At 64.7% G+C, this 26,076-nt stretch carries 17 protein-coding genes and 1 tRNA gene; 8 read left to right on the forward strand and 10 right to left on the reverse strand.

Going from position 1 to position 26,076, the window contains the following annotated elements; all coding sequences use genetic code 11:
• Positions 1-3 precede the first annotated feature (3 nt).
• Entirely contained in the window at positions 4-1,545 is a 1,542-nt protein-coding gene (locus tag ACOGI7_RS14515) for a 2Fe-2S iron-sulfur cluster-binding protein (protein ID WP_419849468.1), read from the forward strand.
• On the opposite strand, the gene ACOGI7_RS14520 is transcribed toward ACOGI7_RS14515, so the two are convergent.
• Positions 1,542-4,247: a bifunctional [glutamine synthetase] adenylyltransferase/[glutamine synthetase]-adenylyl-L-tyrosine phosphorylase gene (locus tag ACOGI7_RS14520; RefSeq protein WP_419849469.1), complete on the reverse strand. Its 2,706-nt coding sequence runs from the start codon at positions 4,245-4,247 to the stop codon at positions 1,542-1,544. The two genes, ACOGI7_RS14515 and ACOGI7_RS14520, sit on opposite strands and share 4 nt — an antisense overlap.
• A gap of 48 nt (positions 4,248-4,295) precedes the next feature.
• Here ACOGI7_RS14520 and ACOGI7_RS14525 point away from each other — a divergent pair, with 48 nt between their 5' ends.
• Positions 4,296-4,643, forward strand: coding sequence for a RidA family protein (locus ACOGI7_RS14525; RefSeq protein ID WP_419849470.1), 348 nt, complete (start codon positions 4,296-4,298; stop codon positions 4,641-4,643).
• Between the two features lie 54 nt (positions 4,644-4,697).
• Here ACOGI7_RS14525 and ACOGI7_RS14530 read toward each other — a convergent pair whose 3' ends face one another.
• Positions 4,698-6,884, reverse strand: a complete 2,187-nt coding sequence (locus tag ACOGI7_RS14530) for an RCC1 domain-containing protein (protein ID WP_419849471.1) — start codon at positions 6,882-6,884, stop codon at positions 4,698-4,700.
• A 141-nt stretch (positions 6,885-7,025) separates the two neighbouring features.
• Here ACOGI7_RS14530 and ACOGI7_RS14535 point away from each other — a divergent pair, with 141 nt between their 5' ends.
• Entirely contained in the window at positions 7,026-7,265 is a 240-nt protein-coding gene (locus tag ACOGI7_RS14535; protein ID WP_419849472.1) for an AbrB/MazE/SpoVT family DNA-binding domain-containing protein, read from the forward strand.
• A 488-nt stretch (positions 7,266-7,753) separates the two neighbouring features.
• On the opposite strand, the gene ACOGI7_RS14540 is transcribed toward ACOGI7_RS14535, so the two are convergent.
• Positions 7,754-8,419 carry a winged helix-turn-helix domain-containing protein gene (locus ACOGI7_RS14540; protein WP_419849473.1) on the reverse strand — a complete coding sequence of 222 codons (666 nt, stop codon included), beginning with the start codon at positions 8,417-8,419 and terminating at the stop codon, positions 7,754-7,756.
• Between the two features lie 5 nt (positions 8,420-8,424).
• A complete protein-coding gene (glnA, locus tag ACOGI7_RS14545) occupies positions 8,425-9,759 on the reverse strand; it encodes a type I glutamate--ammonia ligase (protein WP_419849474.1) in 1,335 nt (444 codons plus the stop codon).
• Positions 9,760-9,925: 166 nt separating this feature from the next.
• Between glnA (ACOGI7_RS14545) and glnA (ACOGI7_RS14550) the strand changes: the two genes are divergently transcribed.
• The 5 genes from glnA (ACOGI7_RS14550) (at position 9,926) to ACOGI7_RS14570 (ending at position 16,105) form a co-directional block, all read left to right on the forward strand.
• Complete coding sequence (glnA, locus tag ACOGI7_RS14550; RefSeq protein WP_419849475.1) at positions 9,926-11,350, forward strand: type I glutamate--ammonia ligase; 1,425 nt, start codon at positions 9,926-9,928, stop codon at positions 11,348-11,350.
• Positions 11,351-11,431: 81 nt separating this feature from the next.
• The gene (locus tag ACOGI7_RS14555; RefSeq protein WP_419849476.1) at positions 11,432-13,087 is read left to right on the forward strand and encodes an NAD+ synthase; all 1,656 of its coding nucleotides are present in this window, start codon (positions 11,432-11,434) and stop codon (positions 13,085-13,087) included.
• Between the two features lie 64 nt (positions 13,088-13,151).
• The gene (locus tag ACOGI7_RS14560; protein ID WP_419849477.1) at positions 13,152-13,703 is read left to right on the forward strand and encodes a hypothetical protein; all 552 of its coding nucleotides are present in this window, start codon (positions 13,152-13,154) and stop codon (positions 13,701-13,703) included.
• 129 nt (positions 13,704-13,832) lie between these two features.
• On the forward strand, positions 13,833-14,792 hold the full coding sequence (locus tag ACOGI7_RS14565; protein ID WP_419849478.1) for a sigma-70 family RNA polymerase sigma factor: 960 nt from the start codon (positions 13,833-13,835) through the stop codon (positions 14,790-14,792).
• Between the two features lie 110 nt (positions 14,793-14,902).
• Positions 14,903-16,105, forward strand: coding sequence for a CaiB/BaiF CoA transferase family protein (locus ACOGI7_RS14570; protein ID WP_419849479.1), 1,203 nt, complete (start codon positions 14,903-14,905; stop codon positions 16,103-16,105).
• 27 nt (positions 16,106-16,132) lie between these two features.
• Here the strand turns inward: ACOGI7_RS14570 and ACOGI7_RS14575 are convergent.
• The 6 genes from ACOGI7_RS14575 to ACOGI7_RS14600 form a co-directional block, all read right to left on the reverse strand.
• Positions 16,133-16,226: transfer RNA gene (locus ACOGI7_RS14575), tRNA-Sec, on the reverse strand.
• A 48-nt stretch (positions 16,227-16,274) separates the two neighbouring features.
• On the reverse strand, positions 16,275-17,831 hold the full coding sequence (locus tag ACOGI7_RS14580) for an ABC transporter ATP-binding protein (RefSeq protein ID WP_419849480.1): 1,557 nt from the start codon (positions 17,829-17,831) through the stop codon (positions 16,275-16,277).
• Positions 17,832-17,852: 21 nt separating this feature from the next.
• Positions 17,853-19,988 (reverse strand): BMP family ABC transporter substrate-binding protein, encoded by a 2,136-nt coding sequence (locus tag ACOGI7_RS14585; protein WP_419849481.1) that lies wholly within the window; start codon positions 19,986-19,988, stop codon positions 17,853-17,855.
• A 152-nt stretch (positions 19,989-20,140) separates the two neighbouring features.
• A complete protein-coding gene (locus ACOGI7_RS14590; RefSeq protein ID WP_419851518.1) occupies positions 20,141-22,165 on the reverse strand; it encodes a glycine betaine ABC transporter substrate-binding protein in 2,025 nt (674 codons plus the stop codon).
• 331 nt (positions 22,166-22,496) lie between these two features.
• Entirely contained in the window at positions 22,497-24,839 is a 2,343-nt protein-coding gene (locus ACOGI7_RS14595; RefSeq protein WP_419849482.1) for an ABC transporter permease, read from the reverse strand.
• Positions 24,836-26,050 (reverse strand): quaternary amine ABC transporter ATP-binding protein, encoded by a 1,215-nt coding sequence (locus tag ACOGI7_RS14600; protein ID WP_419849483.1) that lies wholly within the window; start codon positions 26,048-26,050, stop codon positions 24,836-24,838. The genes ACOGI7_RS14595 and ACOGI7_RS14600 overlap by 4 nt, the downstream gene beginning before the upstream one ends.
• Positions 26,051-26,076: the final 26 nt, after the last annotated feature.

Genomic DNA, 26,076 nt, shown 5'->3' on the forward strand with positions numbered 1-26,076 from the left:
CGTATGGCGGCCGCATTGGAGTTCACCGTAGACGGCCGCCGAATCCAGGTGCCCGACGACGGCGCCTCGCTTATGGAGGTGCTGCGCGACCGCCTCGGAATTCGCTCGGTGAAAGACGGATGCAGCCCGCAAGGCCAATGCGGCTGCTGCACGGTGTGGGTGGATGGGAAGCCCCGAGTGTCCTGCGTGACTCCTGCTCGCCGGGTGGCCGGCCGGGCGATCACCACGCTGGCCGGCCTGCCTTCCGACACCCGCACCTCCTGGGGGGAGGCGTTCTGCGCGGCCGGTGCCAGCCAGTGCGGCTTTTGCACTCCGGGCATCATCATGCGCCTGGCCGGCCTCGATGCCCGATCTGACGGGGACCGATCCCGTTCGGCGGCGGCCACCGCGTTGGCCGCCCATCTGTGCCGCTGCACGGGGTGGCAGACCATCTTGGAGGCGTGGGAGCACTTCGGCGCTGCCGCCCCTGAACGGGATTGGGACGCCGCGATCCGACGGGCTGAGCTCGAGGGCGGCGTTGCCCAGGCAGTGGGACCAGACGTGGCCTTGGGTGAAGGGGGTTTCGCCGACGACACTGCCCCCGAGGGGGCGTTGGTGGCGCTGTCTGACGGCCGGGGCGGCTGGGCACTGGGGGAGACGGTGGCCGAAGCCCGGACCGCGGCGGGGAAAGTGCAGGGCCGACGCACTCCGACTGAGCTGCCCATGCCGCTGGAATTCCCCGAGGGCGACTGGGCGGTGCGCCTCCGCACCTCTTGGGTGGAGCCCGCCTATCTGGAGACCGACGCTTCGTGGTGCGCACCCGGCGGCGAGCCGGCCAATCCGCTGGCCAACGGCGGCGCATTCGGGGCCAAGCTGGCGTCTCCGCTACCCGAAATCGCCCGCCGATTGGCCGATGAGCACGGCCGTCCGGTGCGGGTGCTGTGGTCTCGTGAGGACACCGTTCGCTACGGCCCCAAGCGCCCTCCGGTGGCCATTGGGATCAACGCCGATGGCCGCGGGGTGGTTCGGGTGGCCCGCACGCCGGGGGTGGTCGATGCCGTCGCCTCGGTGACCCCGGACCTGGTGGTAGACGAAGTGGACATCGCCGGACCTCCGACCTCGGTGGCCGTTCGCGGCGCGGGCTGGGTGGAGGCCGCCGTGGCGCTGAGCGCGTTGGACGACGAGGCCCAGCCGATCGCCTCACCTGCCGGGGGCTCAGCCCGAGCCGAGTGGCGTCAAGGCAGCCTGCGGATTCAGGTACGCGGCGGCGACCCCCTGGATGAGATCGTGCTGCGCTCCTACTGCATCGGTGCGGCGCACATGGCCTATAGCTGGGTTACCTCAGAAGCGCTGACCGTGGATACCGACGGCGAAGTACACGACCTCACCATCCGATCTTTCGGCGTTGTGCCCGCGTCTCGGATGCCACCGGTGGAGGTCGAGATCGAACCGGCCGACGGTCCGCCCATCGCCTGCTCAGACGCGGTGTTCGCCGCAGTGGCGGCGGCCACGTGGCGGGCCGCCGGGCACCCTCCCGACTGGCCCATCGGCCCCATGAATGCCTAGTCCGACTCGCCGTAGAGCAGCCGGTCGGCCACTTCTCGGACGGCCTCGGTGATCTCCTGGTAGTCGGCTTCCAAGTCCCTGCTGCTGGGATAGCCGAGTCGCTTGGCCAACAACAGCTCCTCGTGATCGTCGTCGGGGAACACGTCCGACGAGAGCCCCGAGAGGTGGTAGCGGGCGTTGCGGAAACGCTGGCAGAATCGATAGCCCACATCGAGCGTGGCCCGGTCGCCGATGTCCAGCAGGTTGTGTTCCGACAGCCCGGCCAGCGCGGGCAGCGTGCGGTTGTCCCTGATTGAGGTTCGCCCGAATCCGTGTTGAAGCTGCATGAGCTGCACAATGAATTCGATGTCGCTGAGCCCGCCCGCGCCGAGCTTCACGTCCCGAGCTTTGCTGCCGGATCCCAGTCGCTCGGCTTCGATGCGGCGCTTCATCGCCCGGACCTCTTCAACTTCGGCTTCGCTGAAGTCGGGCTGGTAGCACCATTTGTCGGCCAACTGGAGGAATCGGTTTCCCAGATCGGCGTCTCCAGCCACAAAGCGGCGCTTCAGCAGAGACTGGCGTTCCCATAGCTGACCCCGCTCCTCGTAGTACCGCTGGTATCCCTCAAGCGACCGGGCAAGCTGCCCGTTTTCCCCCTCCGGGCGCAATCGGGCGTCGATCTCCCAGGCTCGGCCCTCGGCGGTCTGGGCCCCGATCTCTTTGAGCAAACCCCGGGCGGTGTGATTGGCCGCCCTGGCGTCATCAGAGCCAGCGCCCCCGTACACGAAGATCACATCCAGATCAGAGGCATAGGAAAGGTCAAGGCCCCCATAGCGCCCCATGCCGATCACGGCAAAGGGGACCTCTGGGACCAGCGAGTCGACGGCGGCGGTCACCGCGGCATCGGCGATGATGGTCAGCTCCTGGGGGATCTCGATGATCGAGGCCAGGCCCAAGATGTCGCGGGCTGCCACCCGAAGCTGTTCGCGCCGCACGAATCGCCGCAGCTCAGCCATCTGGAGGTCGTGATCGCCGGCGGCTGATGTCATCGCCCCGGTGGCCTCGGCCATCAAGGCTTCGACCGTTCGAGGAATGGCCAGCTCTTCGGGGCTCATCAGCGAGCGGGCGAACTCCGGATGGTTGCGTATCCATCCTGCGGCCACCCGACTGGAACCCAGCAGGCGGGCGATGTCGCTGATGGCGATGGGCGAGTCTCGCAGCACCGGGAGGATGGTGCCGATCCGGTAGGAGCCGTCCAGCAGCCACGCCAGGCGGACGAGTCCCAAATCGGGGTCGGGGGTAGTGGCCAGGGCCTCCACCATGATCACCAGAACCTGCTGCATCACGTTGGCCCGGCGGCCCAGGTTCTCGGTCAGGCGCTCGATGGTGGCAGCGGCTCGGTCGGGATCGGCGAAACCCAGCTGCCCGAGGTGGTCGGGCAATAGCTCGCTGACCAGCCCGGTCTCGTGCATCCGGTCGAGGGTTTGGCGGTAGAAGATCCGCTGGTGGATTTCCCGAACCGATGACTGGTGACGAGTGTGGGAGTCTTGGAACGCGTCCAAGCTCTCGAATCCGGATGCTCGGGCTGCCCACTCCCGGTCGGCATCGGCGGTGGGCAGCTCGTGGGTCTGGCGCTCGTCGCGGAGCTGCAATCGGTGCTCCACCGTGCGCAGGTGGATGTAGGCGGTGGTGAAGTGGACGGCGTCGGCCTGGTCGATGTACTCCCCCCAACTCAACTGGCGAAGGGCGGTGAGGGTGTTGGGAGAGCGGATAGTGGGATCAGTACGGCCGTGCACCAACTGCAAGAGCTGCACGGTGAACTCGATGTCTCGCAGGCCGCCGGGCCCTTTCTTGAGCTCTCGGTCGCCCTTCAGCTTGGCCGACTCCTCCACTCGCTTCTTCATGGCCTGAAGCGACGGCACCGTCTTGGCCCCCAAGTTCTCTTCCCACACGCCGGGCCGGATGGCGTCGAAGAAGGCATTGCCCACCTCGGGATCGCCCGCGCACAGGCGGGTCTTGATGTAGGCCTGACGCTCCCAAGCGTGGGCCCGGTGCTCGAAGTAGTGCTGATAGGCGTCAGGGGGCAGGCTGAGCGATCCGGTTTGCCCATCGGGGCGGAGGTCGGTGTCCACTCGGTAGACGGCGCCCTCGGCGGTGTACGTGGTGAGGGCCTGCACCACTTTGCGGGCTCGCTTCACCGCCGCCTCAGTCCCGCCATCGTGGACGAACACGATGTCGACGTCGCTGGCGTAGTTCAACTCATTGCCCCCCAGCTTGCCCATCCCGATGATGGCCAGAGGCGGGCCCTCGTCGGCGATCTCCAGGGCGCGGGCAAAGCAGGCGTCGGCCAACAGCGACAATTCCCGGCCCACGGTGGCCAGGTCGGCCTCGCCCAGCAGGTCGCGCAGGGCAATGCGCAGAAGCTGGCGCCGCTTCCAACGGCGCAGGCCGTCCAGGGCATCGTCGTCGTCAGGGGCGGTCAGCGACATTTTCTCGGTGGCGAAGTCGGCAGGCGGGTCGAGCACTCCCAGCAGGCTGGGGTCGCGTCGCACCGCTTTGCTCATGCTGCGGGAAGCCCCGGCCAGCATGGCCGCCGCCCTGGCCCGCCGCTCGTCGGTGATGCCCAAGTCGTCGATGAGGGAACGGGCGTCCTCCGGCCAAGGGCAAGAGGCGATCAGTTGCTCGATGTCCTGGTTCTCGTGACCGGGGCCTTCAGCTTCCATATGATCCCATGCTATGAGCACTCCTGAAGATCCGTATTCTTCTCAGACATGAGCACTCCGGTTGGTCCGTATTCCCCCATCGTCCGTGCCGGAGATTTCCTCATCTGCTCCGGCCAAATCGGCATCGCCGACGGCTCGCTGGTGCCCGGCGGCCTGATCCCCCAGTTCCGCCAAGCAGTGGCCAACGCCGAAACGGTCCTCGCCACCGAGGGCGCCACGCTCGACAACGTGGTCAAAGCCACCGTCTTCCTGCTTCACATGGACGACTTCGGCACCATGAACCAGGCCTACATCGAATGCTTCGGCGACCACCGCCCCGCCCGCTCCGCCGTAGGCGTCGCCGCCCTCCCCCTCGGCGCCCTCGTAGAAATCGAACTCTGGGCCTACATGGGCTGATTGGCGGTGGCCTGCGGCGATGGCGGTTTATGCGCTGTCGGGCGTGGCGCCCGTTCAGCAGCCGCCGTCTCTGAAGGGGTTGCTGTCGGCGGGGGGGAAGCGATCGGGGTTTAGGGGAAAGCTGATCCAATCCGTGCGGCACAGCCCGCCGAATTCGTCGGCCAGGTTGGCCAGCGCGGGCAGCGACGGGTCCCGGACCCAGGCCGCCCACAACTCGGCACCGTTGGTGATGTTCTCGGTGTACCAGTCCGGCACCTGGCCGGCGAGTCCTTGGAGGACGACTTGCTCGGCCTCACCGCTCGGCTCGCTGCGCGGAGGAAGCTCGGGACATCCGGGCGATTGATAGTAGGTCAACCAGGCGCCGGGGACGATGAGGTGGGTAACCGTGTCGGCCAGGATCTCTGCTCCGCTCCTGTTGCCGCCGTCGTGGCAGCCGGGATAGGTAGTGGCGAAGTAGAGCTGCACCGCACCCCATACCCTGGACGGTGCCAGACCGGTGTGCAGGTCGTAGACGTGAACGAGCTCGTGAACGAGCGTGTCGAGCGAAAATACTTCAAGGTTCATTTCGTCGGCCGTGCAACCGAACGCCTCGGCCGACGTGTAGCAGGGACTTACCACAAAGCCGCCATCCCCCGACTGCGTGGCCCATGTCTGATCGCGGATATGGTCCCAGGCGATCCGCATCCACGGATAGTCCGCTTCGTGCTCCTGGACGACCAACTTCGCCCAAGTCCGCAGCCGCTCGGTTGGGGTAAGCGGCACCTGATCAGCCGGAATCGCGGCGATCGGCTCCACCCGAGTGGGCGACAGCCGGTTCTGCCTGGTGCCGTCGCCCAACTGCCCGGCCTCGTTGCCTCCCCAACACAACGCAGACCCATCGGCGCGCAAGGCGCACGCGTGGGCGCCGACGTGCCAACCCTCAACGTTTGCAAACGATCCACGGCTGACGTCCACGGCCACGGCATCGGAGATGCCCGCAACCCGTTTCGGCCGGTGTCTTGTGCTTGTGGTGCCGTCACCGACCTCACCCGCGCTGTTGCGCCCCCAACAAGAGACGCCCCCGTCGCGATGCAACACGCACGTGTTTGCATCGCCGACTGACACTGCTGCCACGTCGGTCAGATTTCCGACGCGTGCCGCGGCCGAGGGGCGCTGTCTGGACTCCCAACAGTAGACATCCCCACCGACAGACGTTGCACAAGTGCGAAACAAACCTAGCGACACCGAGGTCAATGCGTCAGGGGCGCTGAACCTCTCGGGGCCGGAGTCAGATGATTCGTACGTTCCCCCCCAACATGAGATGTCGCCGTCGCTGTGAATCGCACAGTTGGTACTCGAACCGGCTGCAATCATCACCACGTCTGAAAGGCCGCGAACTCGCAGGGGCGAATACCTTTCCGTTGTGGTGCCGTCGCCCACCTGCCCATACTCGTTGCGTCCCCAGCATGAGACGCCGCCGTCGCTGTGGAGGGCACAGGTGTGCTCAGCCCCGGTGGCCACTGCCACCGCGTCGGTGATGCGCGGGACCTTTACCGGCACGTGGTGGCTGCTCCTGTCGCCCTGCCCAAGCTTTCCGTGGGAGCCACTACCCCAGCAGGAGATTGTCCCATCCTCGTGCAGTATGCAGGCGTGTAAATTGTCCCCTTTGTTGTTGGTCGTGGTGACCGCCACGACGTCCTTGGTCCCCGCGAGGACAACCTGATCCAGCAATCCATTCCGCCCCCAGCACGCCACCCCACCGTCAACCCGGACCGCGCACGTGCGTCCTCGGCCAACCGCGATCAGCGTGTCATCGCCGCGGGGTCCCTCGGGAATCGTGAACGAGTCGGCCTCGGCGGGGGGCGTCTCGGGAATCGTGGGCGTGTCGTCCTCGGCCGTAGTGCAGCCGCCGGGCACCAACTGTGTGTCGCGGTTGAACCGGCAGCGGTACACGTTGAGCAGGGCTTCTTGTGACGCGATAAGCCCATCGCGGACCGCCACTTCCTGTTGGGTGGGTGTGCCCGTGAATGGGGCAGGCTCAGCCGGGGCTCGAGCAGGGCTTCCCGCGGTGCAGCCGCCGGGTACCACTTGGGTGTCGATGTTGAACAGGCAGCGGTACGTGTTCAGGAGCGACTCCTGGTTGAAGATCAATTGGTCGCGAAGCGCAATGTCGCTCACAATGGCGCCATTGCCCGAAGTGCCCTGGGCCCCTGCCGCTTGAACTCCGCACACCGTTGCCAGCATGCACACCGCAAGTCCCACGGCCAATACACGAAAGCGACCAAGAACGTGGCTGAAACAATCGAGTCGGCTCATTGTGAATGAACCCTATAGCTGTTACGTCCAGGCCATTGGGACATGCACTTGGTGAATTAGCTTGCTTCACCAAGTACACTGCTTGCTGTGGCAACTGTGTTGGAGTTTCTTGTGTCTTCGTCGGGTCAAATGTCGCTGCCCGCCCAGGTTCGGCATCGCTGGAATCTCGACAATGGAGGACCCGTCGATGTGCTCGACCTTGGATTCGGAGTGCTCACGGTGCCTCGGGGTGAAGGGCGAAGTCTTCTCGGTGATCTACTCAGCCGCGACGAGCATGCGGCCTTTGTGGAATCTCTAGCTGACGACCCCGACCTGGCCACCACATGACTAAGGCGGTCATCGACGACCATCTGCTTCGTGATCTACTGGCTGGCGATGTGAGCAACGGGCTGGCTCAGGTACTCGTAGATCACGAGCCAGCGACGACGAATCTGTTTCTCCTACGACTATGCCGAAGTGTGGTGTCTGCCACGGGGGGAGCGCTGACCGGTTCGTGGTCGAGTTCAGCACGCCGAGCGCTAGGGGGCCAGCTCGCCACCCTTCCTGAAGACATCGAGGTCGTACCCGTTCGCACACTCGCCTTCCGCATGGCGGAAGTGGCTGATCAACATCGACTATCAAGTCTCGGAGCTGAGGCAGTGGCTGCCGCCGAGTACCTGGCAGGGCCACTCTGCGTTTGGACCGGAGACGATGGGCCAAACATTCGATCCGCTATGGCAGATCTAAACGGCGACTATCGAACCATCTCCCGCTAGGAAAGCCAAACGACGCCGCTGGGCAGGTTGATGGTCCAATCCCAGCATTGGATGATGCCGCTACTGCTCCCAGCGGGAGAGGCCGAAGCGGTAGCCGACGGACCGCACGGTGGTGATGAGGCCGGCGTGCTCTTCGCCGAGTTTGGCCCGCAGGCGGCGAACGTGGACGTCCACAGTGCGGGCGCCGCCGAAGTAGTCGTAGCCCCACACCCGGCTGAGCAGCGTCTCCCGAGTGAAGACCTTGCCCGGGGAGCTGGCCAGGAACTTCAAGAGCTCGTACTCCATATAGGTGAGGTCGAGCGGCCTGCCAGTGATGGTGGCCTGGTAGGTCTCCACGTTCAGCACCAGCGGCCCGTATTCAATCAGCTCCGGGCGCAGTGCGGTGCCTGAGCGCCACACCAGGTGAGCCAGCCGGGCTTCCAGCTCCCGCTGGTGGAACGGAGTGAGGCAGAAGTCGGTGTAGAGGTCGTCGCGCATCTCCAACTCGTCCAAGTGGGTGCCGGAGACCAGCAGCAGCACCGGGATGTCCAGCCCTCGCCGATTCAGCGCCCGGCAGAATCCGAACGCATCCTCGGGATTCTCATCCACCGCCACTACTGCTCCCAGCCATCGCCCTTCCGGCTCTTGGGCATTGCCCACTGCCTTCCAGTTGTATCCCCCCAAATCCAAGGTGCGCACCAGCTCCGGTGGCGGCGGATCGGGAAAAACCAGCAACGGCTCAGTCACTGCGGCTACCAGGTGTTCAGGTACCGCCGGAGTTCGAAAGGCGTGACCTCTCGGCGGTACTCGGCGAACTCGGCCCGCTTGTTGCGCAGGAACCACTCGTGGATGTGCTCGCCGAGCAGGTCGGCCATCAAAGGCGACTCCTCCAGCACGTCCAGGGCCTCCGACAGAGACATGGGCAGCTCTTCGAAGCCCTTGGTCCGGGCCTGTCTCCTGCTCATGGTGTAGAGATCGGCAGCCGCCTCGGAGGGCAGCTCGTATCCCTCCTGCACCCCTTTCAGCCCAGCGGCCAGCACCGCGGAGAACGCCAGGTAGGGGTTGGCCGCCGAGTCCAGCGCTCGGTATTCGATTCGGGTGGACGACTCCTTGCCCGGCTTGACCACCGGCACCCGAACCAGTGCCGAGCGGTTGTTGCGGGCCCACGACACGAAGGTGGGGGCCTCATCGCCGGCTACCAGCCGCTTGTAGCTGTTCACCAGCTGGTTGGTCACCGCAGTGATCTCCCGGGCGTGGCACAGAAGGCCGGCGATGAACGCCTTGGCCGTTTTCGACAGTCCGTAGTCGTCCCCCGCGTCGTGGAACGCGTTGACGTCGTTCTCGAACAGCGACATGTGGGTGTGCATCCCCGACCCCTGCACCCCGTTGAGCGGCTTGGGCATGAACGTGGCGTGCAGGTCCCGGTCCAGGGCCAGCTTGCGCACCACCAGCCTCAGCGTCATCACATTGTCGGCCATGCTCAGCGCCTCGGTGTAGCGCAGATCGATTTCGTGCTGGCTGGGACTGTCCTCGTGAAAGGAGTACTCCACGGGGATGCCCATGGCCTCCAGCATGGTGATGGTGCGCTTGCGCAGCGGACTGGCCACATCAGCGGTGGTCAGGTCGAAGTAGGAGGCGTTGTCCAGCGGCTCCAGCGGCTGTTCGGGATCACCTTGGCGGAAGTAGAAGAACTCCACCTCGGGCGCGGTGTAGAACGTGTAGCCCATGTCGGCCGCCTTGGCCAGGCTGCGGCGCATCACCCAGCGGGGGTCGCCCTCGAAGGGGGTGCCGTCGGGGTTGCGGATGTCGCAGAAGATCCGACCGGAGGGCTCCTCGGGATCGGCCCACGGCAGCAGTTCGAATGTGGACGCGTCGGGCACGGCCAGCACATCGCTCTCCTGCACTCGGGAGAAGCCGTCGATGGCCGATCCGTCGAACTGCAATCCCTCGTCAAAGGCATCGGCCAGCTCCGCCGGGGAGATGGCCACCGACTTGAGCTGGCCCAGCACATCGGTGAACCAGAGCCGGATGAGGCGCACCCCCCGCTCCTCCACGGTGCGAAGCACGTAGTCCTTTTGGGGTTCCATAGGAGACCACCAGAGTGCCCCGCCAGGAGTGGCCTACGCCAGCCCATTGGCAGCGTTCACAGAGCTTTCACAATCGGGAAAATCTTTGGAAACTCGGCTATGGCACGATGCGTCGAGCCCTTGTCGCTTGTGGGAAAGTAAGGGCGCGAAAAAGGAGGAACCCACTGTGTCAACTCCCCAAGAAGTCATTGCGCTGGCTGCATCCGAGGGTGCCGAGTTCGTGGATGTGCGTTTCACCGACGTCCCCGGTGTTCAGCACCACTTCTCAATGCCCATTCGCGAACTGACCGAAGCAGTATTCGAAGAAGGCCTCGGCTTCGACGGCTCGTCGGTAAGCGGATTCCAGACCATTGACGCTTCCGACATGCTCCTCATCCCCGATCCCGACACCGCGATCTTCGACCCGTTCATGAAGCGGAAGACGCTGGTGATGCTGTGCGACGTGAAGGACCCGGTCACCGGCGAGATGTACGGCAAGGACCCGCGTGGCGTGGTGCGCCGCTCCCTGTCCTATTTGGCCAGCACCGGCATTGCCGATGCCGCGTACTTCGGACCGGAAGCCGAGTTCTTCATCTTCGACAGCGTGGCCTTCCAGAATCAGCCCGATGTGGCCGGCTATCAGGTCCGCTCGGCCGAGGGCATCTTCGAGAGCGGCCGCCCGTCGGTGAATGGCGCCCCCAGCCCCGGTCACCGCATCCCCTACAAGGGGGGATATTTCCCGCTGTCGCCGCTGGACACCTTCCAGGATCTCCGTTCGGAGATGGTGGTGGCCCTCGAATCGGTGGGAATCCCCATCGAGGTCCAGCACCACGAGGTGGGCACCGCCGGCCAGGCTGAGATCGACATGGTGTTCGACGAGATGCTGGCCATGGCCGACAAAGTCCAGCTCTACAAGTACGTGGTGAAGAACGTGGCCCGCGAGCACGGCCGCACCGTCACGTTCATGCCCAAGCCGATCTACGGCGACAACGGCTCGGGGATGCACACCCACCAGTCGCTGTGGAAGGACGGCGACACGCTGATGTACGACGAGCGGGGCTATGCCGGCCTGTCCGACATCTCCCGCTGGTACATCGGTGGCCTGCTGGCCCACGCCCCGGCAATCCTGGCCTTCGCCGCCCCCACCACCAACTCCTACAAGCGTTTGGTGCCCGGCTACGAGGCCCCGGTGAACCTGGCCTACTCCCAGCGGAACCGCTCGGCAGCCATCCGCATCCCGCTGATCTCCGACAATCCCAAGGCCAAGCGCCTGGAGTTCCGCTGCCCCGACCCCAGCGCCAATCCCTATTTGGCCTTCGCCGCCATGCTGATGGCCGGTATCGACGGGATCCAGAACCAGATGGACCCAGGCGATCCGCTGGACAAGAACATCTACGACCTGCCGCCCGAAGAGGCTGCCGGCATCGAAACGGTCCCTGGTTCGCTGGCCGAGGCCCTGGGCGCCCTCGAAGCTGATCACGACTTCCTGTTGGCCGGCGATGTGTTCAATACCTCGCTGATCGAGTCCTATCTGGAGGTCAAGCAAGAGGAAGTGGACGCAGTAAATCTGCGTCCCCATCCTCTCGAGTACGAGATGTACTACTCCGTCTGATTCCTCCGGGCACGAGTTGTACTACTCCGTCTGATCCCTTAGGGCTGCGGCCCTCCAACAAGTCGCCACTAGCCTGTTCTCGTGGCCAAGCTGCGAGTGGCCCTGTGCCAGATCAACTCGGTGGTTGGCGACATCGACGCCAACACCAAGCGAATTCTCGCTGCGCTGGCTGCTGCTGAGGAGGCTGGATGCCACGCCGCGGTCTTCCCCGAGCTGGCCGTCACCGGGTATCCCCCCGAAGACTTGGTGCTCAAACGGCGGTTTGTGCAGGACAGCCGCACCGCGATGGAGGAGATCGCCGCCCGATCGGGGTCGTGTGCCGCAATCGTGGGGTTTGTGGACGGCGCCGACGGCTGCCAGAACGCGGCCGGGATTGCAGTCAACGGCCGGCTTGCGGGGGTCTACCACAAGCGGGAGCTGCCCAACTACGGAGTGTTCGACGAGCGCCGCTACTTCCACCCCGGCACAGGCGATCCAATTCTGCACCGCGTGGCCGGAGTCGCCGTGGGCATCTCCATCTGCGAGGACGCGTGGGTGTCGGGCGGCCCGATGAGCCAGATGGCCGCGGCCGGAGCCGAGGTCATCTTCAACCTGAATGCCTCTCCCTATCACGTCGACAAGCTGGATCAGCGCTTGGACGTCCTCCGCCAGCGGGTCTCGGAGACCGGGTGCGCCATCGCCTATGCCAACTTGGTGGGGGGCCAAGACGAGCTGGTCTTCGACGGCGCCTCGCTGGTGCTGGACCGCTACGGTCGCATCATTGCCCAAGCACCCCCGTTCCGGGAGCACCTGCTGATCGCCGAAGTGGAGGTGGCCGACCGGCCCGAGCTGGCGTCCCCGCCAACCATCCCCCAGCAGATCAACCAAGTCGATCCTGGATTGGACGAGCTCGACGAGCAGTACGAGGCCCTCGTTCTGGCCACCCGGGACTACGTGCACAAGAACGGCTTCACCGATGTGGGCGTCGGCGTGTCGGGGGGAATCGATTCCTCGCTGGTGGCGGTCATCGCCACCGACGCCCTCGGTGCCGACCATGTCCACGGCGTGTTGATGCCGTCCCGCTATTCCAGCGACCATTCGCTCGCCGATGCCGAAGCCCTGTGCCGGAATCTGGGCATCGACCACCGGATCATCCCGGTGGAGCCGGGCCATCAGGCCTTCCTCGACATGCTGGCCCCGTCGTTCGACGGCCTCGACGCCGACCTGGCCGAGGAGAACGTGCAGTCCCGCATTCGGGGGACACTGCTCATGGCCTTGTCCAACAAGTTCGGCTGGCTCATCTTGACCACCGGGAACAAGAGCGAGAGCGCGGTGGGCTATTCCACCCTGTACGGCGACACCGCGGGGGCCTACGCCGTGATCAAAGACCTGTGGAAGCTCCAGGTATACGCCTTTGCCCACTACCGCAATCAGCGGGCCGGCCGCGACCTGATACCCGAGAATGTCCTGGTCAAGCCGCCGTCAGCCGAGTTGCGGCCCGACCAGCGAGACGACCAGAGCCTGCCGCCCTACGACGTGCTCGATCCGCTGCTCGAGGCCTATGTGGAGGGCGACCTCACCCCTGCCGACCTGTGCGGCCAGGGCCACGACCCAGAGCTGGTGAGCCGCATCACCGGGCTGGTGGATCGAGCCGAGTACAAGCGCCGCCAGAACCCCCCCGGTGTGCGCATTACTGCAAAGGCATTTGGCCGGGATCGCCGCCTGCCCATCACCAACCGCTATCGAGGTGGGGGCTGATGGCTGCCGGATCCCAAGAAGCACCAGCCCGGTGCTTTGGCCGCTATCGAGGTGGGGGCTGAGGATGGACATCGAGCAGTTGGCCGACGCCTGCGGCGGCCTGGCCTGGATTTCCGAGCGGCTCTTCGAAGTCGAAGGCCGCTTGGCGACCGGTTCAAGCGAAGGAGAGCTGCTGGATGCCCGAACCAGGGTTCTGTTGGCCCGGTCCAGCCGTCGCCATGGACAGCACGCCCAGTGGTGGCGGGCCGCCCTGCCTGATTCGCCGGCTTTGGCCGGGGCTGATCGGGTCCGTCCCCCCACAGACGCGTGGGCGCGCCTGCTGGGCCACATGGAGGACGCGGCGCCGGTCGGCGCCGTTGCCGCACTCTGTGAAGTGGCTCTGCCCCAGTTGACCTTGGTGATCGAGCATTTTGGTCAGGAGTTGTCGCCGGTAAGCGACGGTGCGGTGATCCGCACGGCCCGCATGGTGGCTGCCGATTTGGCTGAAGAGCGATATGACTTGAAGGAAGTGTGGAATTCCCCGGATGTCCCCTCTGATGGTGCCCTCGAGGAGCTTGCCGAGCGCTTTGCTGACAACTACCGCAAAAAAAGATGGCCTCCACTGGTGACGCATTAGCGATGAAGCGGGTATCGTTATTGGCTAAGCATTGTCCGTGTCTCTGCTCGGTCAGCGTCGACCGATTCGACAGTGGCACCGGTGTCCCCACGGATTATCGGGCCCAAGGATTTTCGGGAAGGTGTGACTGTGCCGAAAGAGCGTGTTGAGCGAGACGACGAAGATCTCGTCCGCCTCTATCTGACCGACATCGGCCAATACCCGCTGCTCACCAAAGACGACGAGGTTGAGCTCGCCCAGAAAATCGAGGAGGGCAACGAAGCCCAAGCCCTCCTTGACCAGGACAAAGAATGCGACCCCGGGAGCTCAGATCGGCTTTCGCCTGCCCGTCGGCGGCTGCTGCGCCGCCAGGTCAAAGTCGGGGAGCAGGCCGAGCGCCGCTTCGTCCAGTCCAACCTCCGCCTAGTGGTGTCCATCGCCAAGAAGTACCAGGCATCCGGTCTTCCCCTGCTGGATCTGATCCAGGAGGGCAACCTCGGCCTGATGCACGCGGTGGAGAAGTTCGATTGGCGCAAGGGCTTCAAGTTCTCCACCTACGCCACCTGGTGGATTCGCCAGGCCATCACCCGGGGCATCGCCAACACCGGTCGCACCATTCGCCTCCCGGTTCACGCCGGCGACACTCTGGCCCGCCTTCAGAAGGCCCGGGCCAACCTGGAGAAGAAGCTGGGTCGCCCGGCCACCCTGGCCGAGTTGGCCGTTGAGGTGGACCTCTCTGAGGAGAAGGTCACCGAGGCGCTGCGCTTCGCCGCCGAGCCCTTGTCGCTGAGCGAGCCGCTGCGGGAGGACGGCGACGCCGAACTGGGCGACGTGGTGGAAGACCGCTCCGCCGAGTCCCCCTTCGAAGTGGCCGCCACCGCGCTTTTGCCCGAGGAGATCACCCGGCTGCTCGGCCCCCTCGACGAGCGCGAGCGCGAAATCCTCAAGCTCCGCTTCGGCCTCGACCGCGGCGAGCCCCGCACCCTCGAAGAAGTCGGCGAGCACTTCAACCTCACCCGCGAGCGCATCCGCCAGATCGAGGCAAGAGCAATGTCCAAGCTCCGCCACCCCAGCAGCGACACCGGCGCCCGCGACCTGCTGGCAGTTTGAACCAACTTCTTCCTCAGCAACATCTGTTGATGGTCGGTCGCACGGCCGAACTCGCGGCGGGATATGACCCCGGGCTCCGCGGCCGCCACCACCCAGGCGCGGAGGATTGAGTGAGGCAGCCTCTGGCCGGGATCAGGGTGCTCGATATGGGTACCCGTGTCGCAGCCCCGTTCTGCGCCGGGATCCTGGGCGAGCAGGGCGCGGAGGTGATCAAGATCGAGGATCCCGATCGCGGCGACAGGACCCGCTTGAACGGGCCCTTCACCGTTGATGACGACGGCAACTCCTACTCTCTGTATTGGTCGGTGGAGGGCCGGGGGCGCAAGTCGGTGACCATCAACCTTCGAAGCCCTGAGGGCCAGGATCTGTTTCGGCGTCTGGCTTCGGTGTCCGACGTGGTGTGCGAGAACTTCCGGCCCGGCACGTTGGAGCGCTGGAATATCGACCCCACCCGGCTCAACCCGAGGCTGGTCACGGCCCGTATCAGCCTGTACGGCCAGCAGGGGCCAAAGTCGCTGTACAACGGCTTCGACCACAACGCCGTCGCGTTCGCCGGGCTGACGCACCTCACCGGACACCCCGACGGACCCCCGGCGCGGCCGGGGCTGCCCGTTTCCGACTACCTGACCGGTGTGTTCGCGGCTCAAGCCGTGACGAGCCTGCTCTATGAGCGCGACGCCAAGGGCACAGGAACTGGTGGCGTGGTGGACGCATACCTTTATGGATCGGTGCTGCGGATCATGGAGTGGACGATCGCGGCCTACGACCGCCTGGGCTCGGTGCGCCAGCGCACCGGCAACCGGTCAAACAACGCGGCGCCGCTCGACAACTTCCAAAGCCGCGACGGCCGGTATGTGTGCGTGGTGGCCGTGCGCCAAGCAGTGTTCGAGCACCTCTGTGAGGCGATGGGCCGGCCGGAGTTGCCGGCCGACGAGCGCTTCGCCTCACCAGGGGCGCGACGTAGCAATCGGGAGGTTGTCAACCAGATCGTCGCCGAGTGGGCGTCTGGGCTCGACGCGGCCACCATCGAAGAGCGCTGCCTTCGCCACGGCGTGCCCGTCGGCATCGTCTACGACGTGTCGGACGTGGTGGCCGACAAGCAGGTGCAGGCCCGCGGGGATGTGTGCACCGTTGACGATCCCGTCATCGGCCCGGTTCGCCAACAAGCCCCCTACCCCCGTTTCGATGACGACCCGCTTCCGGTTCCAGCAGGCGCCCCCCGCCTGGGGGAGCACACCGACGAAGTGCTGTCGAGCGTGCTCGGCCTGTCCAGCACCGAGCTGGAAGCGCTCAGAACCGACGGCATCATCTGACCGTCCCAGGTCACAGAGCCAAATTCAGCGGAGGTGGACGGGAATCGAACCCGCCGGACGGGGGTCGCCCGTCCCACCCGCTTTGAAGGCGGGGGAGCCCACCAGGTACTCAGACACCTCCCAGGAGAGGTCAGCCTACTGCCGCTTCTTTTGAGAGGCCCAGGCTTGCTTATCCCGCTACTGCCGCACTCTCCGGCTCGCCCACGCCGCTCATCAACAGTCCCACCTGCTCGACGGTGGCGTCCTCCCGGTTGACCCGGCCCATCACCGAGCCCTCGTACATCACCACCAGCCGGTCGGACAGCGCCATCACCTCGTCCAAGTCCTCGCTGATCAACAAGATGGCCTTGCCCTGGGACCGCTGGGTCAAGAGCTGCTCATGGATGTACTCGGCCGCGCCGATGTCGATTCCCCGGGTGGGCTGAGCAACCAACAGCACCTCGGCCCCGCCGCTGAACTCCCGGGCGATCACCACTTTCTGGATGTTGCCCCCCGACAGTTTGCGAGTGAGGGTGCTGGTGTTGGGGGTGCGGATTGAGTAGTCGCTCACCAGCTGCTTGCTGCGCTCCTCAATGGAGTTGAGGCTCAACAGTCCACCTCGCACATAAGGTGCTCGGTCGTAGTCCACCAAAACCAGATTTTCGGCCACGGTGAACTCGCCAATGCTGCCGTACTTCATCCGCTCTTCGGGCACGTAGGCCAGCCCCATCGACCGAACCCGCTTGGGCGTGGGGGTATCGACCGGCTGGCCTTTGATGGACACTTGGCCCGACTCGATCTCCCGCAGTCCCACAATGGCCTCAGCCAGCTCTCGCTGCCCATTGCCCGAGACGCCCACGATGCCCACGATCTCGCCGGCTCGCACATCGATGTTCACGTCGTGCACGGCCAGTTCGTCGCGGTCACCTCGAACTCGCAGGTTGGTCACCTCCATCATGGCCTCGCCGGGGGCCTGATCGGCCAGGGTGCGGGTGAACTCCACCGGGCGTCCCACCATCATCATGGCCAGCGATTCCCGGTTGGACTCCGCCGGGGTAGTGCGGCCCGACACCCGGCCGTCGCGCAGCACGGTGATCTCGTCGGAGATCTCCATCACCTCATTGAGCTTGTGGGAGATGAACACCAGACCCCGGCCATCGGAGGTCAGCTGCCGGAGGGTGACGAACAAGTCGGTGACTTCCGGTGGGGTCAGCACCGCGGTGGGTTCGTCGAGTACCAGCAGCCTCACGTTTCGGTACAGGGCCTTGAGGATTTCAGCCCGCTGGCGCTCTCCCACCGCCATCTGCCAGATGTAGGCATCCGGGTCGACGTGCAAGCCGTACTCTTCGGAGACTTCTCTGATGCGGCGACGTATGGGCGCCAAGTTGGTCAGCCCCAGGGGCTTGCCCAGCCCCAGGGCAACGTTTTCGGCCACGGTCAGGGTGTCCACCAACATGAAGTGCTGGTGGATCATGCCGATGCCGGTTTGGATCGCAACCGACGGTGAATCGATGTTCACCGGCGAGCCGTCGAAGGCAATCGATCCCTCGTCGGGCTGGTAGAGACCGTAGAGGATCTTGACCAGGGTGCTCTTACCCGCCCCGTTCTCTCCGAGAAGGGTGTGAACCTGACCCGGCAGCACCGTGAAGTCGACGTCTTCGTTGGCCACGACACCGGGAAAGCGCTTGGTGATCCCGCGCATCTCCAGCATCGGCGCCGACGTCGGCGCTGCCGAGTCAGAGTTCATTTTCGGCTATTTGTTCAGGGGTTATTGCCCGGTGGAGATTGATCCGTCGGACAGACCGTCGATGGTCGCCTGGGCCGAATCCCGCACTGCGGCAGGAATGTCCATGGCGTCGTTGAACTGGATCTCCAGTCCACCGCCCTCGAAGGTCATGATGAAGGTCGTGCCACCCAGGGTGCCGGCCTTCACCTGGGCGACCACCTCAGACAGGATGACCTCCCAGCGGTAGACCTGCGAGGCGACCACGATGTCCTCGCCGAGGGCGGTCTGGTTGGCTTGGGTGCCGAACCACAGCACGCCGTTCTCCTGGGCTACGCCGGTGGCGCCCACCACCATCTGGGCCGAACCAGTCAGCACATCCGCGCCTGCGGAAATGTGCGATTGGGCGGCCTCGGCGGCCAGTGCTACGTCGGCGAACGACCCGGTGTAGACGATGTTGACCTCGACGTCGGGATTCTGAGCCGTGGCACCGGCCGCGAACCCGTCGACGTAGAGCTTGGCGTCGCCCACCTCGATGGGCCCGATCACGCCGATCACATTGCTCTCAGTGAGCTGAGCAGCCACTGTCCCGTTGACGTAGCCGCCGAGATCGGAGCGAACCGAGTAGGAGTTCACGTTGGGAATACCGAAGGTGTCAACCGCGGTGCCCCACGCGAACGATACGTCGGGGAAGTCCGGGGCGATCTCCTGGAGGGGGCCGCCGTACTGGGAACCGTGGGCGATAACTAGGTCGTAGCCATCCTCGGCATAGCCCCGGATGGCGGCACCCGCGTCCTCCACGATGAAGGTGCCATCGGTGATGGCAACCTCACTGATGTCCCCGGCTTCGAGCAGGGCGTTCACCGCGTCGACCATGCTCTGGGTGAACGCCAGGTCGTTGCTCGCGCTCGGTGCCACCACCGCGACGCGGAACGGCTCAGAGGGCGCGGGCGCAGCCGCGGGTGTGACCATGAATTCGGTGGCGCTGCGGGCTTCTGCGAGCCAGCCGTCGACGGTGTCGCGGTTGTCGGCGATCCATTCGGCGGCGTGGCTGTTCACGTCGTCGGTGGTGTCCTCGCCGCCGTCGTAGCGCACGTTCTGCAAGGCGACGTCGACCACGCTGATCTGCACCAACTCCAGCAGCCTCGCCGCCGCCGGATTGGAGGTCAAGAAGTCGTTGTTGGCCGTCACCTTGATGTCCGCGGAGTTGCGGAACAGCCAGCACGGATCATTCGTGCACACATCGGTGCCCAGCGAAGCCGGGGCAGCCACCGCGAAGCCCGGGTTGTCGGTCGAGCCGTCGTGCACCTTGTCGGCCTCGTGCGCCAACCACATCACGTTGACACCCGGAATGAGCTGGGTCACATAGCCGCTCGGCGTCCACGTGTAGGCGATGAACGGCGTGCCGTCCTCGACCCGGGCCACCGCCTCGGCGATGATCGCGTCGTAGCCGCCGACCTCCAACTGCTCCAGCCGGTCGGCGTAGCCCGCCAACTCGATCGTCTCGGCCAAAGCCACATGGCAGCCCCAGCCCTCGATGCAGCCCAAGATCTGAAGGACGCCGTCACCAGGGTTCGGATCGGTCGACTCGTACAGCTCGAACAACGCATCGTCGCCCATAATCTGATCCAGCGTGCGGATGCCGTGCTCTTCCACCAGCGACTTGTTGGTCATCAGCCCCTCAAGACCCCCGGCGAGCATCTCCTCGCCCACCACCGACACATGCTGGTTCACCAAAGACCCGTCGGGCATCTCCCCGTTGAGGAACGGATCATGGTTCGGATACCACGAGTTGACCCAGAAGTCGAACGCCCCCTCAGCCATGGCCACATACGCGTTCGCCGGCGAGAGCTCAAGATCAGCAGGCTCGCTCACGTCATAGCCCAACTCCTCCAACAGGTGGTGATAGATCGCCGCCTGCATATAGCCCGTGCTCCAGTCCGCCCGAGCCATCGTCACACTCACACCCTCACCAGGCGTCATATTCATGTCATCCGCGGCCGGGGCGTCATCAGCCGCCGGAGCATCATCAGCCGCCGGGGCGTCATCCGCCGCCGGAGCATCATCCGCCACCGGAGCCGCGCCCGGCTCATCATCATCGTCATTGCCACAAGCCGCAGCAACCAGCCCGAAGACCAGAAGAATGGCTAGCAAAACTCGCCAGAGATTTCGCTCTCTCATTAGTAACCCTCCAAATTGAAGTCAAGCTTGGCCCGCCTCAATGCACGCCAACCCGCCTAGAGGCCACACCCTAAACCAAACCAGGGCCGGAACGCTAGAGACTCCAAAAGAACGTTCGAGGCCCTAGGGCCTGATGTCGAGCGTTCGAGAGGTCAGCCTGCTGACCGAGCCTCTGCCAACCAGGCATCGACGGTGTCGCGGTTGTCGGCGATCCATTCGGCGGCGTGGCGGTTCACGTCGTCGGTGGTGTCCTCGCCGCCGTCGTAGCGCACGTTCTGGATTGCGACGTCGACCACGCTGATCTGCACCAGCTCCAGCAGCCTCGCGGCCGATGGATTGGCTCCAAGGAAGTCGTTGTTGGCCGTCACCTTGATGTCCGCGGAGTTGCGGAACAGCCAGCACGGATCATTCGTGCACACATCGGTGCCCAGCGAAGCCGGGGCAGCCACCGCGAAGCCCGGGTTGTCGGTCGAGCCGTCGTGCACCTTGTCGGCCTCGTGCGCCAACCACATCACGTTGACACCCGGAATGAGCTGGGTCACATAGCCGCTCGGCGTCCACGTGTAGGCGATGAACGGCGTGCCGTCCTCGACCCGGGCCACCGCCTCGGCGATGATCGCGTCGTAGCCGCCGACCTCCAACTGCTCGACTCTGTCGGCGTAGCCCGCCAACTCGATCGTCTCGGCCAAAGCCACATGGCAGCCCCAGCCCTCGATGCAGCCCAGGATCTGAAGGACGCCGTCACCAGGGTTCGGATCGGTCGACTCGTACAGCTCGAACAACGCATCGTCGTTCACGATTTGATCGAACGTGGCAATGCCGTGCTCTTCCACTAGCGACTTGTTGGTCATCAGCCCCTCAAGACCGCCGGCGAGCATCTCCTCGCCCACCACCGACACATGCTGGTTCACTAAAGACCCGTCGGGCATCTCCCCGTTGAGGAACGGATCATGGTTCGGATACCACGAGTTGGCCCAGAAGTCGAACGCCCCCTCAGCCATGGCCACATATGCGTTCGACGGCGAGAGCTCAAGATCAGCAGGCTCGCTCACGTCATAGCCCAACTCTTGGAGTAGGGCCGCATAGATCGCTGCCTGCATATAGCCCGTGCTCCAGTCCGCCCGAGCCATCGCCACACTCACACCCTCACCAGGCGTCATATTCATGTCATCCGCGGCAGCCGCGGGTGTGACCATGAATTCGGTGGCGCTGCGGGCTTCTGCGAGCCAGCCGTCGACGGTGTCGCGGTTGTCGGCGATCCATTCGGCGGCGTGGCTGTTCACGTCGTCGGTGGTGTCCTCGCCGCCGTCGTAGCGCACGTTCTGCAAGGCGACGTCGACCACGCTGATCTGCACCAACTCCAGCAGCCTCGCCGCCGCCGGATTGGAGGTCAAGAAGTCGTTGTTGGCCGTCACCTTGATGTCCGCGGAGTTGCGGAACAGCCAGCACGGATCATTCGTGCACACATCGGTGCCCAGCGAAGCCGGGGCAGCCACCGCGAAGCCCGGGTTGTCGGTCGAGCCGTCGTGCACCTTGTCGGCCTCGTGCGCCAACCACATCACGTTGACACCCGGAATGAGCTGGGTCACATAGCCGCTCGGCGTCCACGTGTAGGCGATGAACGGCGTGCCGTCCTCGACCCGGGCCACCGCCTCGGCGATGATCGCGTCGTAGCCGCCGACCTCCAACTGCTCCAGCCGGTCGGCGTAGCCCGCCAACTCGATCGTCTCGGCCAAAGCCACATGGCAGCCCCAGCCCTCGATGCAGCCCAAGATCTGAAGGACGCCGTCACCAGGGTTCGGATCGGTCGACTCGTACAGCTCGAACAACGCATCGTCGCCCATAATCTGATCCAGCGTGCGGATGCCGTGCTCTTCCACCAGCGACTTGTTGGTCATCAGCCCCTCAAGACCCCCGGCGAGCATCTCCTCGCCCACCACCGACACATGCTGGTTCACCAAAGACCCGTCGGGCATCTCCCCGTTGAGGAACGGATCATGGTTCGGATACCACGAGTTGACCCAGAAGTCGAACGCCCCCTCAGCCATGGCCACATACGCGTTCGCCGGCGAGAGCTCAAGATCAGCAGGCTCGCTCACGTCATAGCCCAACTCCTCCAACAGGTGGTGATAGATCGCCGCCTGCATATAGCCCGTGCTCCAGTCCGCCCGAGCCATCGTCACACTCACACCCTCACCAGGCGTCATATTCATGTCATCCGCGGCCGGGGCGTCATCAGCCGCCGGAGCATCATCAGCCGCCGGGGCGTCATCCGCCGCCGGAGCATCATCCGCCACCGGAGCCGCGCCCGGCTCATCATCATCGTCATTGCCACAAGCCGCAGCAACCAAGGCAAGTACTGCAAACAGCGCTAGCCAAATCTTCCAATGCTTCTTCACAAGCATTCTTCCCTCCATAATTTTTGTCTCCCGCCTACGGAGAAATGCCAGAAGTTGGCAATTAGAACGCTAGCCCAACAGTTCCCAAGGGCACAAGAGGCGGAGCAGGTCAGACAGGAGCGGTCAACGATGCCTCTGGGGCCACTTCGGGCTCGTCGACGGAGACATACACCTGCGACCGGCTGAACTTCGTCAGCACACCGGACGTACTCGCCATGAGGAGGAACCCCGCGACCAGGCAAATGAACGCTCCAGCGCCGCTGGTGACTTGGGGGTCGGCAACTCTGAGCAGCGAGGCGATCCACACCGTGGCCACCACCATTAGTGCGACGCCAACGCAAGCGACGGCCGTACTCCATCGGCGCCGCCTCCGCTCATCACTTCCGAACACCCCCGCCGCGGGCAACGCAAAGCCGAAGCCCACCACGGCAAGCCCTATGGCCAAATAGCCGTATTTGCTGCCGTCTCCGACAAAACCGTCAACCACGACGGTGCCAGTCCGTCGGGCCGCGTTGGAGATGGCACTGATCTCTTGAGCTACCACGTTCGCCATGTCCGGGTCGTCCCGAGCTTGCTGGCGCAGGGCTTCTATCTGCGCCTCCACAGCCGGGTCGGGGATGATGCCCGCTCCACTGCGGCTATCAAATGACCAGCCTGAGAACCCACTGACAACGGCCAGCGCCAAGACCAAGACGGCCACCCCGAGTTTGCCCCGCGACACGCCAGCAGGAAGCGGCGTCAATGCCGAGTAAGGGGCTTGCCTCAGCCAAAACACCGCGCCGATCGCCGCGACCGCTCCTCCTACAACCGCGATCCATGGGCCGATGCCGTCGCTGTAGGCGATGTTGCTTGGCCCCGGCGCGCTCCAGAGATAGGCGACAGCCGCGGTCAGTGATCCGACCGCCATCACAAACACGCCGTTCGACCCGAACAGCCGCATCCCGCCGCCCGGTCGCCTCAGATTGGTGACCACCGCAGCGATAATCAATAGAGCGAAGCCAAATACGGCTATGCCGTAGAACGATCCCCCAGAAGCGCTGAGTCCATTAAAACCGCGTCCAGCCAGCGGGTTGGAAAGCCGGGCAATCTCCTCGCCGATAGCGTCGGCCTCGGCCGCGGCCTCGTCTTCGGCGAGACCTTCCGATCCGGCGGCGGCCAGCACGGCAATGCGCTGGTTCTCCAGTCGCTCGACGGCGGCTGCGTGCTCGGCTGGCGGATTGTCGCTGGCCGCTCGGAACTCAAACTCACCGGGCGACCCCGCCGGGTCAATCTCGACGTACTCCCAGCGGCCCGTATCCACGAGGCGCTGATGGCCGGAAATCTTGCCCGAGTCGTATCCCCATGGCAGGAACACGGCAATGACCGCAATGATCGCCCCCGCGGCTGCGATTGTCAGGCTGCGGCGCTCTTTCATAGACAACGAGGCGGGCTGGCCGCGGGTCTTGGCGACAGTGCCGATCACCGCAGCCTCAGGCAACAGCGCCTCAGGGTTTTGGCGATGGGCCCAGGCTCGACGAACACGCGTGAACAAATTCTCCGGATCGCTGTCCTCGGACTGAGAAATGCGGTCCAGAACCACTGCCACGACATACAGGGCAAGTCCGGATGACGCGCCACCTTCGATGTCGAGGTTTCTGATGGCCCGGAACACGAGCAACCCGAGCCCGCCCGCACCCATAATCGCTGCTATTCCCAGCATGGAGATCGACAACAGCAGCGTCTGATTGAGTCCGGTCATCACCGCCGGGCGGGCCAACGGCAACTGAACGTCGGCGAGTACCCGCCACTCGGGGGCGCCGTAGGCCCGGCTGGCTTCGACAACGTCTTCGGGCACCTGCCGGATGCCGAGGTTGGTCAGCCGTATCAGCGGCGGCAGCGCAAACACCATGGTGACCATCGTGGCTGGCGTGAGGCCGATGCTGAAGAAGAAGACGATCGGCAACATGTAGACGAACGGGTGGACCACCTGCATTGCGTCGAGCACCGGGCGTACTGCGTTCCACACCCCGTCGGACCGGCCACAGAGGATGCCAACAGGGATGCCGATCACCGCGCAGAGCACCACAGCAACAACGATCATGCCCACAGTTAGTGCGGTTTCCTCCCAGTACTCGCCGCCCAGTAGGCCGCAGAGCGCCAAAAGCCCGGCTACGAATCCGCCGACCTTGACGTTGCGGAAGAAAGTCCCGACTGCGAAAAAGAGGAGGCACACGGCGACCCACGGCATGTCGGTGATCTGCCACCAGGGTTGGTGGCCAGGGCCATCCACAAAGTTGCGGAACAGGAACGAGAAGGGCCACCGTACGATGTCAAGCAGCCATTCGAGGTTTAGATCAACCCACCTGACCATCTGCTCGACCCAGTCCCCGAAGGGCACCCTCCACTGATCGAGAACCTTGTTGTCGGCGATGCCGGGGGACTCGGACTGGGCCAGCAGGCTCGGCACGCTCACAGGAATACCTCTCTCTCGAAACCGTCGATGAGGTTCTCGACCCGGCCCATTTCCTCCATGATGTGACGGGGGTCGAGGTTCCCAACCAGTACTCCCGATTCGTCGCACACCGCGATAGACAGGCCGCGGCCAGCGGCGGCGTATACCTCGTTGAGTCGGTCATCGGGGCCGCAGCGCTCGAAGTCGGTGCGCAGCGCAGGGGCCAGATTGGTGGTGCCCATGCTCGCGGCCCGGGCCGCGTCCTCGACCGTGAGCAGGTGAGTGGGCGCACCCGCGGCATCCAGTACGAACGCGCCAATGCGCTCGCCCATAGCACCGAGGGCCTCGGCAATGGTGGCGCTTGCGGCAACGGGTGCAGGCTGTTGCATCACTTCATGCACTTGGATGACACGGCCCTGGTCCACGTCTTGCACGAACTCGGCCACATACCCGGTGGCCGGCTCGGTGAGAATCTCCTCCGGCGTGCCGATCTGCACGACAGCACCGTCCTTCATGATGCACACCCGGTCACCGATTCGCAGCGCTTCGTTGAGATCGTGGGTGATGAACAAGATGGTCTTCTGGAGCTCGCTTTGGATTTCCAGCAACTCATCTTGCATCTGACGACGGATCAACGGGTCAAGAGCGCTGAAGGCCTCGTCCATGAGCAGGATCTCAGGATCCGACGCCAAGGCCCGGGCCAGTCCCACCCGCTGCTGCATCCCGCCCGATAGCTCTGCCGGCTTGTTCTGGGAGTAAGCGTCGAGGCCAACCAACGCCAAGGCCCGCATAGACGCTTCGTTGCGGGAGCCCTTATCAACACCCTGGACTTTGAGGCCATAGCTCACGTTGTCGATGACATTGCGGTGCGGAAACAGCGCGAAATGCTGGAACACCATACCCATGTGGCTCCTGCGGAATGCTTGGAGCTCTGAGCCTTCGAGAGTCTGAACGTCGGTACCCTCGACTGTGACGGTGCCAGCAGTGATGTTGTGGAGTTTGTTGACGGTGCGGATAGCGGTGGACTTGCCCGACCCAGACAGGCCCATTACTACGAAGATCTCGCCCCTGGGCACTGAGAAAGACACGTCGTCGAGGCCCACCACATGCCCGGTCTCGGCCTGTACTTCGTCTTTGCCCATCCCGGAGCTGGCTAGCTCAAAGGCCCTTCCACGGGGTTGGGGGCCGAAGATCTTGTAGACGCCGTCCAGGACGATGATGTCATCGCCCACCTGTGTCATAGGACTCCTCCCGCCAG

The sequence above is a fragment of the Candidatus Poriferisocius sp. genome (assembly GCF_965204145.1).
Taxonomy (GTDB): Bacteria; Actinomycetota; Acidimicrobiia; order Acidimicrobiales; family Bin134; genus Poriferisocius.

Coding starts and splice junctions, on each gene's coding strand:
- ACOGI7_RS14515 (WP_419849468.1), top strand. CDS start 4: ATGGCGGCCGCATTGGAGTTCACCGTAGACGGCCGCCGAATCCAGGTG.
- ACOGI7_RS14520 (WP_419849469.1), bottom strand. CDS start 4,247: ATGGAAGCTGAAGGCCCCGGTCACGAGAACCAGGACATCGAGCAACTG.
- ACOGI7_RS14525 (WP_419849470.1), top strand. CDS start 4,296: ATGAGCACTCCGGTTGGTCCGTATTCCCCCATCGTCCGTGCCGGAGAT.
- glnA (WP_419849474.1), bottom strand. CDS start 9,759: ATGGAACCCCAAAAGGACTACGTGCTTCGCACCGTGGAGGAGCGGGGG.
- ACOGI7_RS14560 (WP_419849477.1), top strand. CDS start 13,152: ATGGACATCGAGCAGTTGGCCGACGCCTGCGGCGGCCTGGCCTGGATT.
- ACOGI7_RS14580 (WP_419849480.1), bottom strand. CDS start 17,831: ATGAACTCTGACTCGGCAGCGCCGACGTCGGCGCCGATGCTGGAGATG.
- ACOGI7_RS14585 (WP_419849481.1), bottom strand. CDS start 19,988: ATGAGAGAGCGAAATCTCTGGCGAGTTTTGCTAGCCATTCTTCTGGTC.
- ACOGI7_RS14590 (WP_419851518.1), bottom strand. CDS start 22,165: ATGGCTCGGGCGGACTGGAGCACGGGCTATATGCAGGCGGCGATCTAT.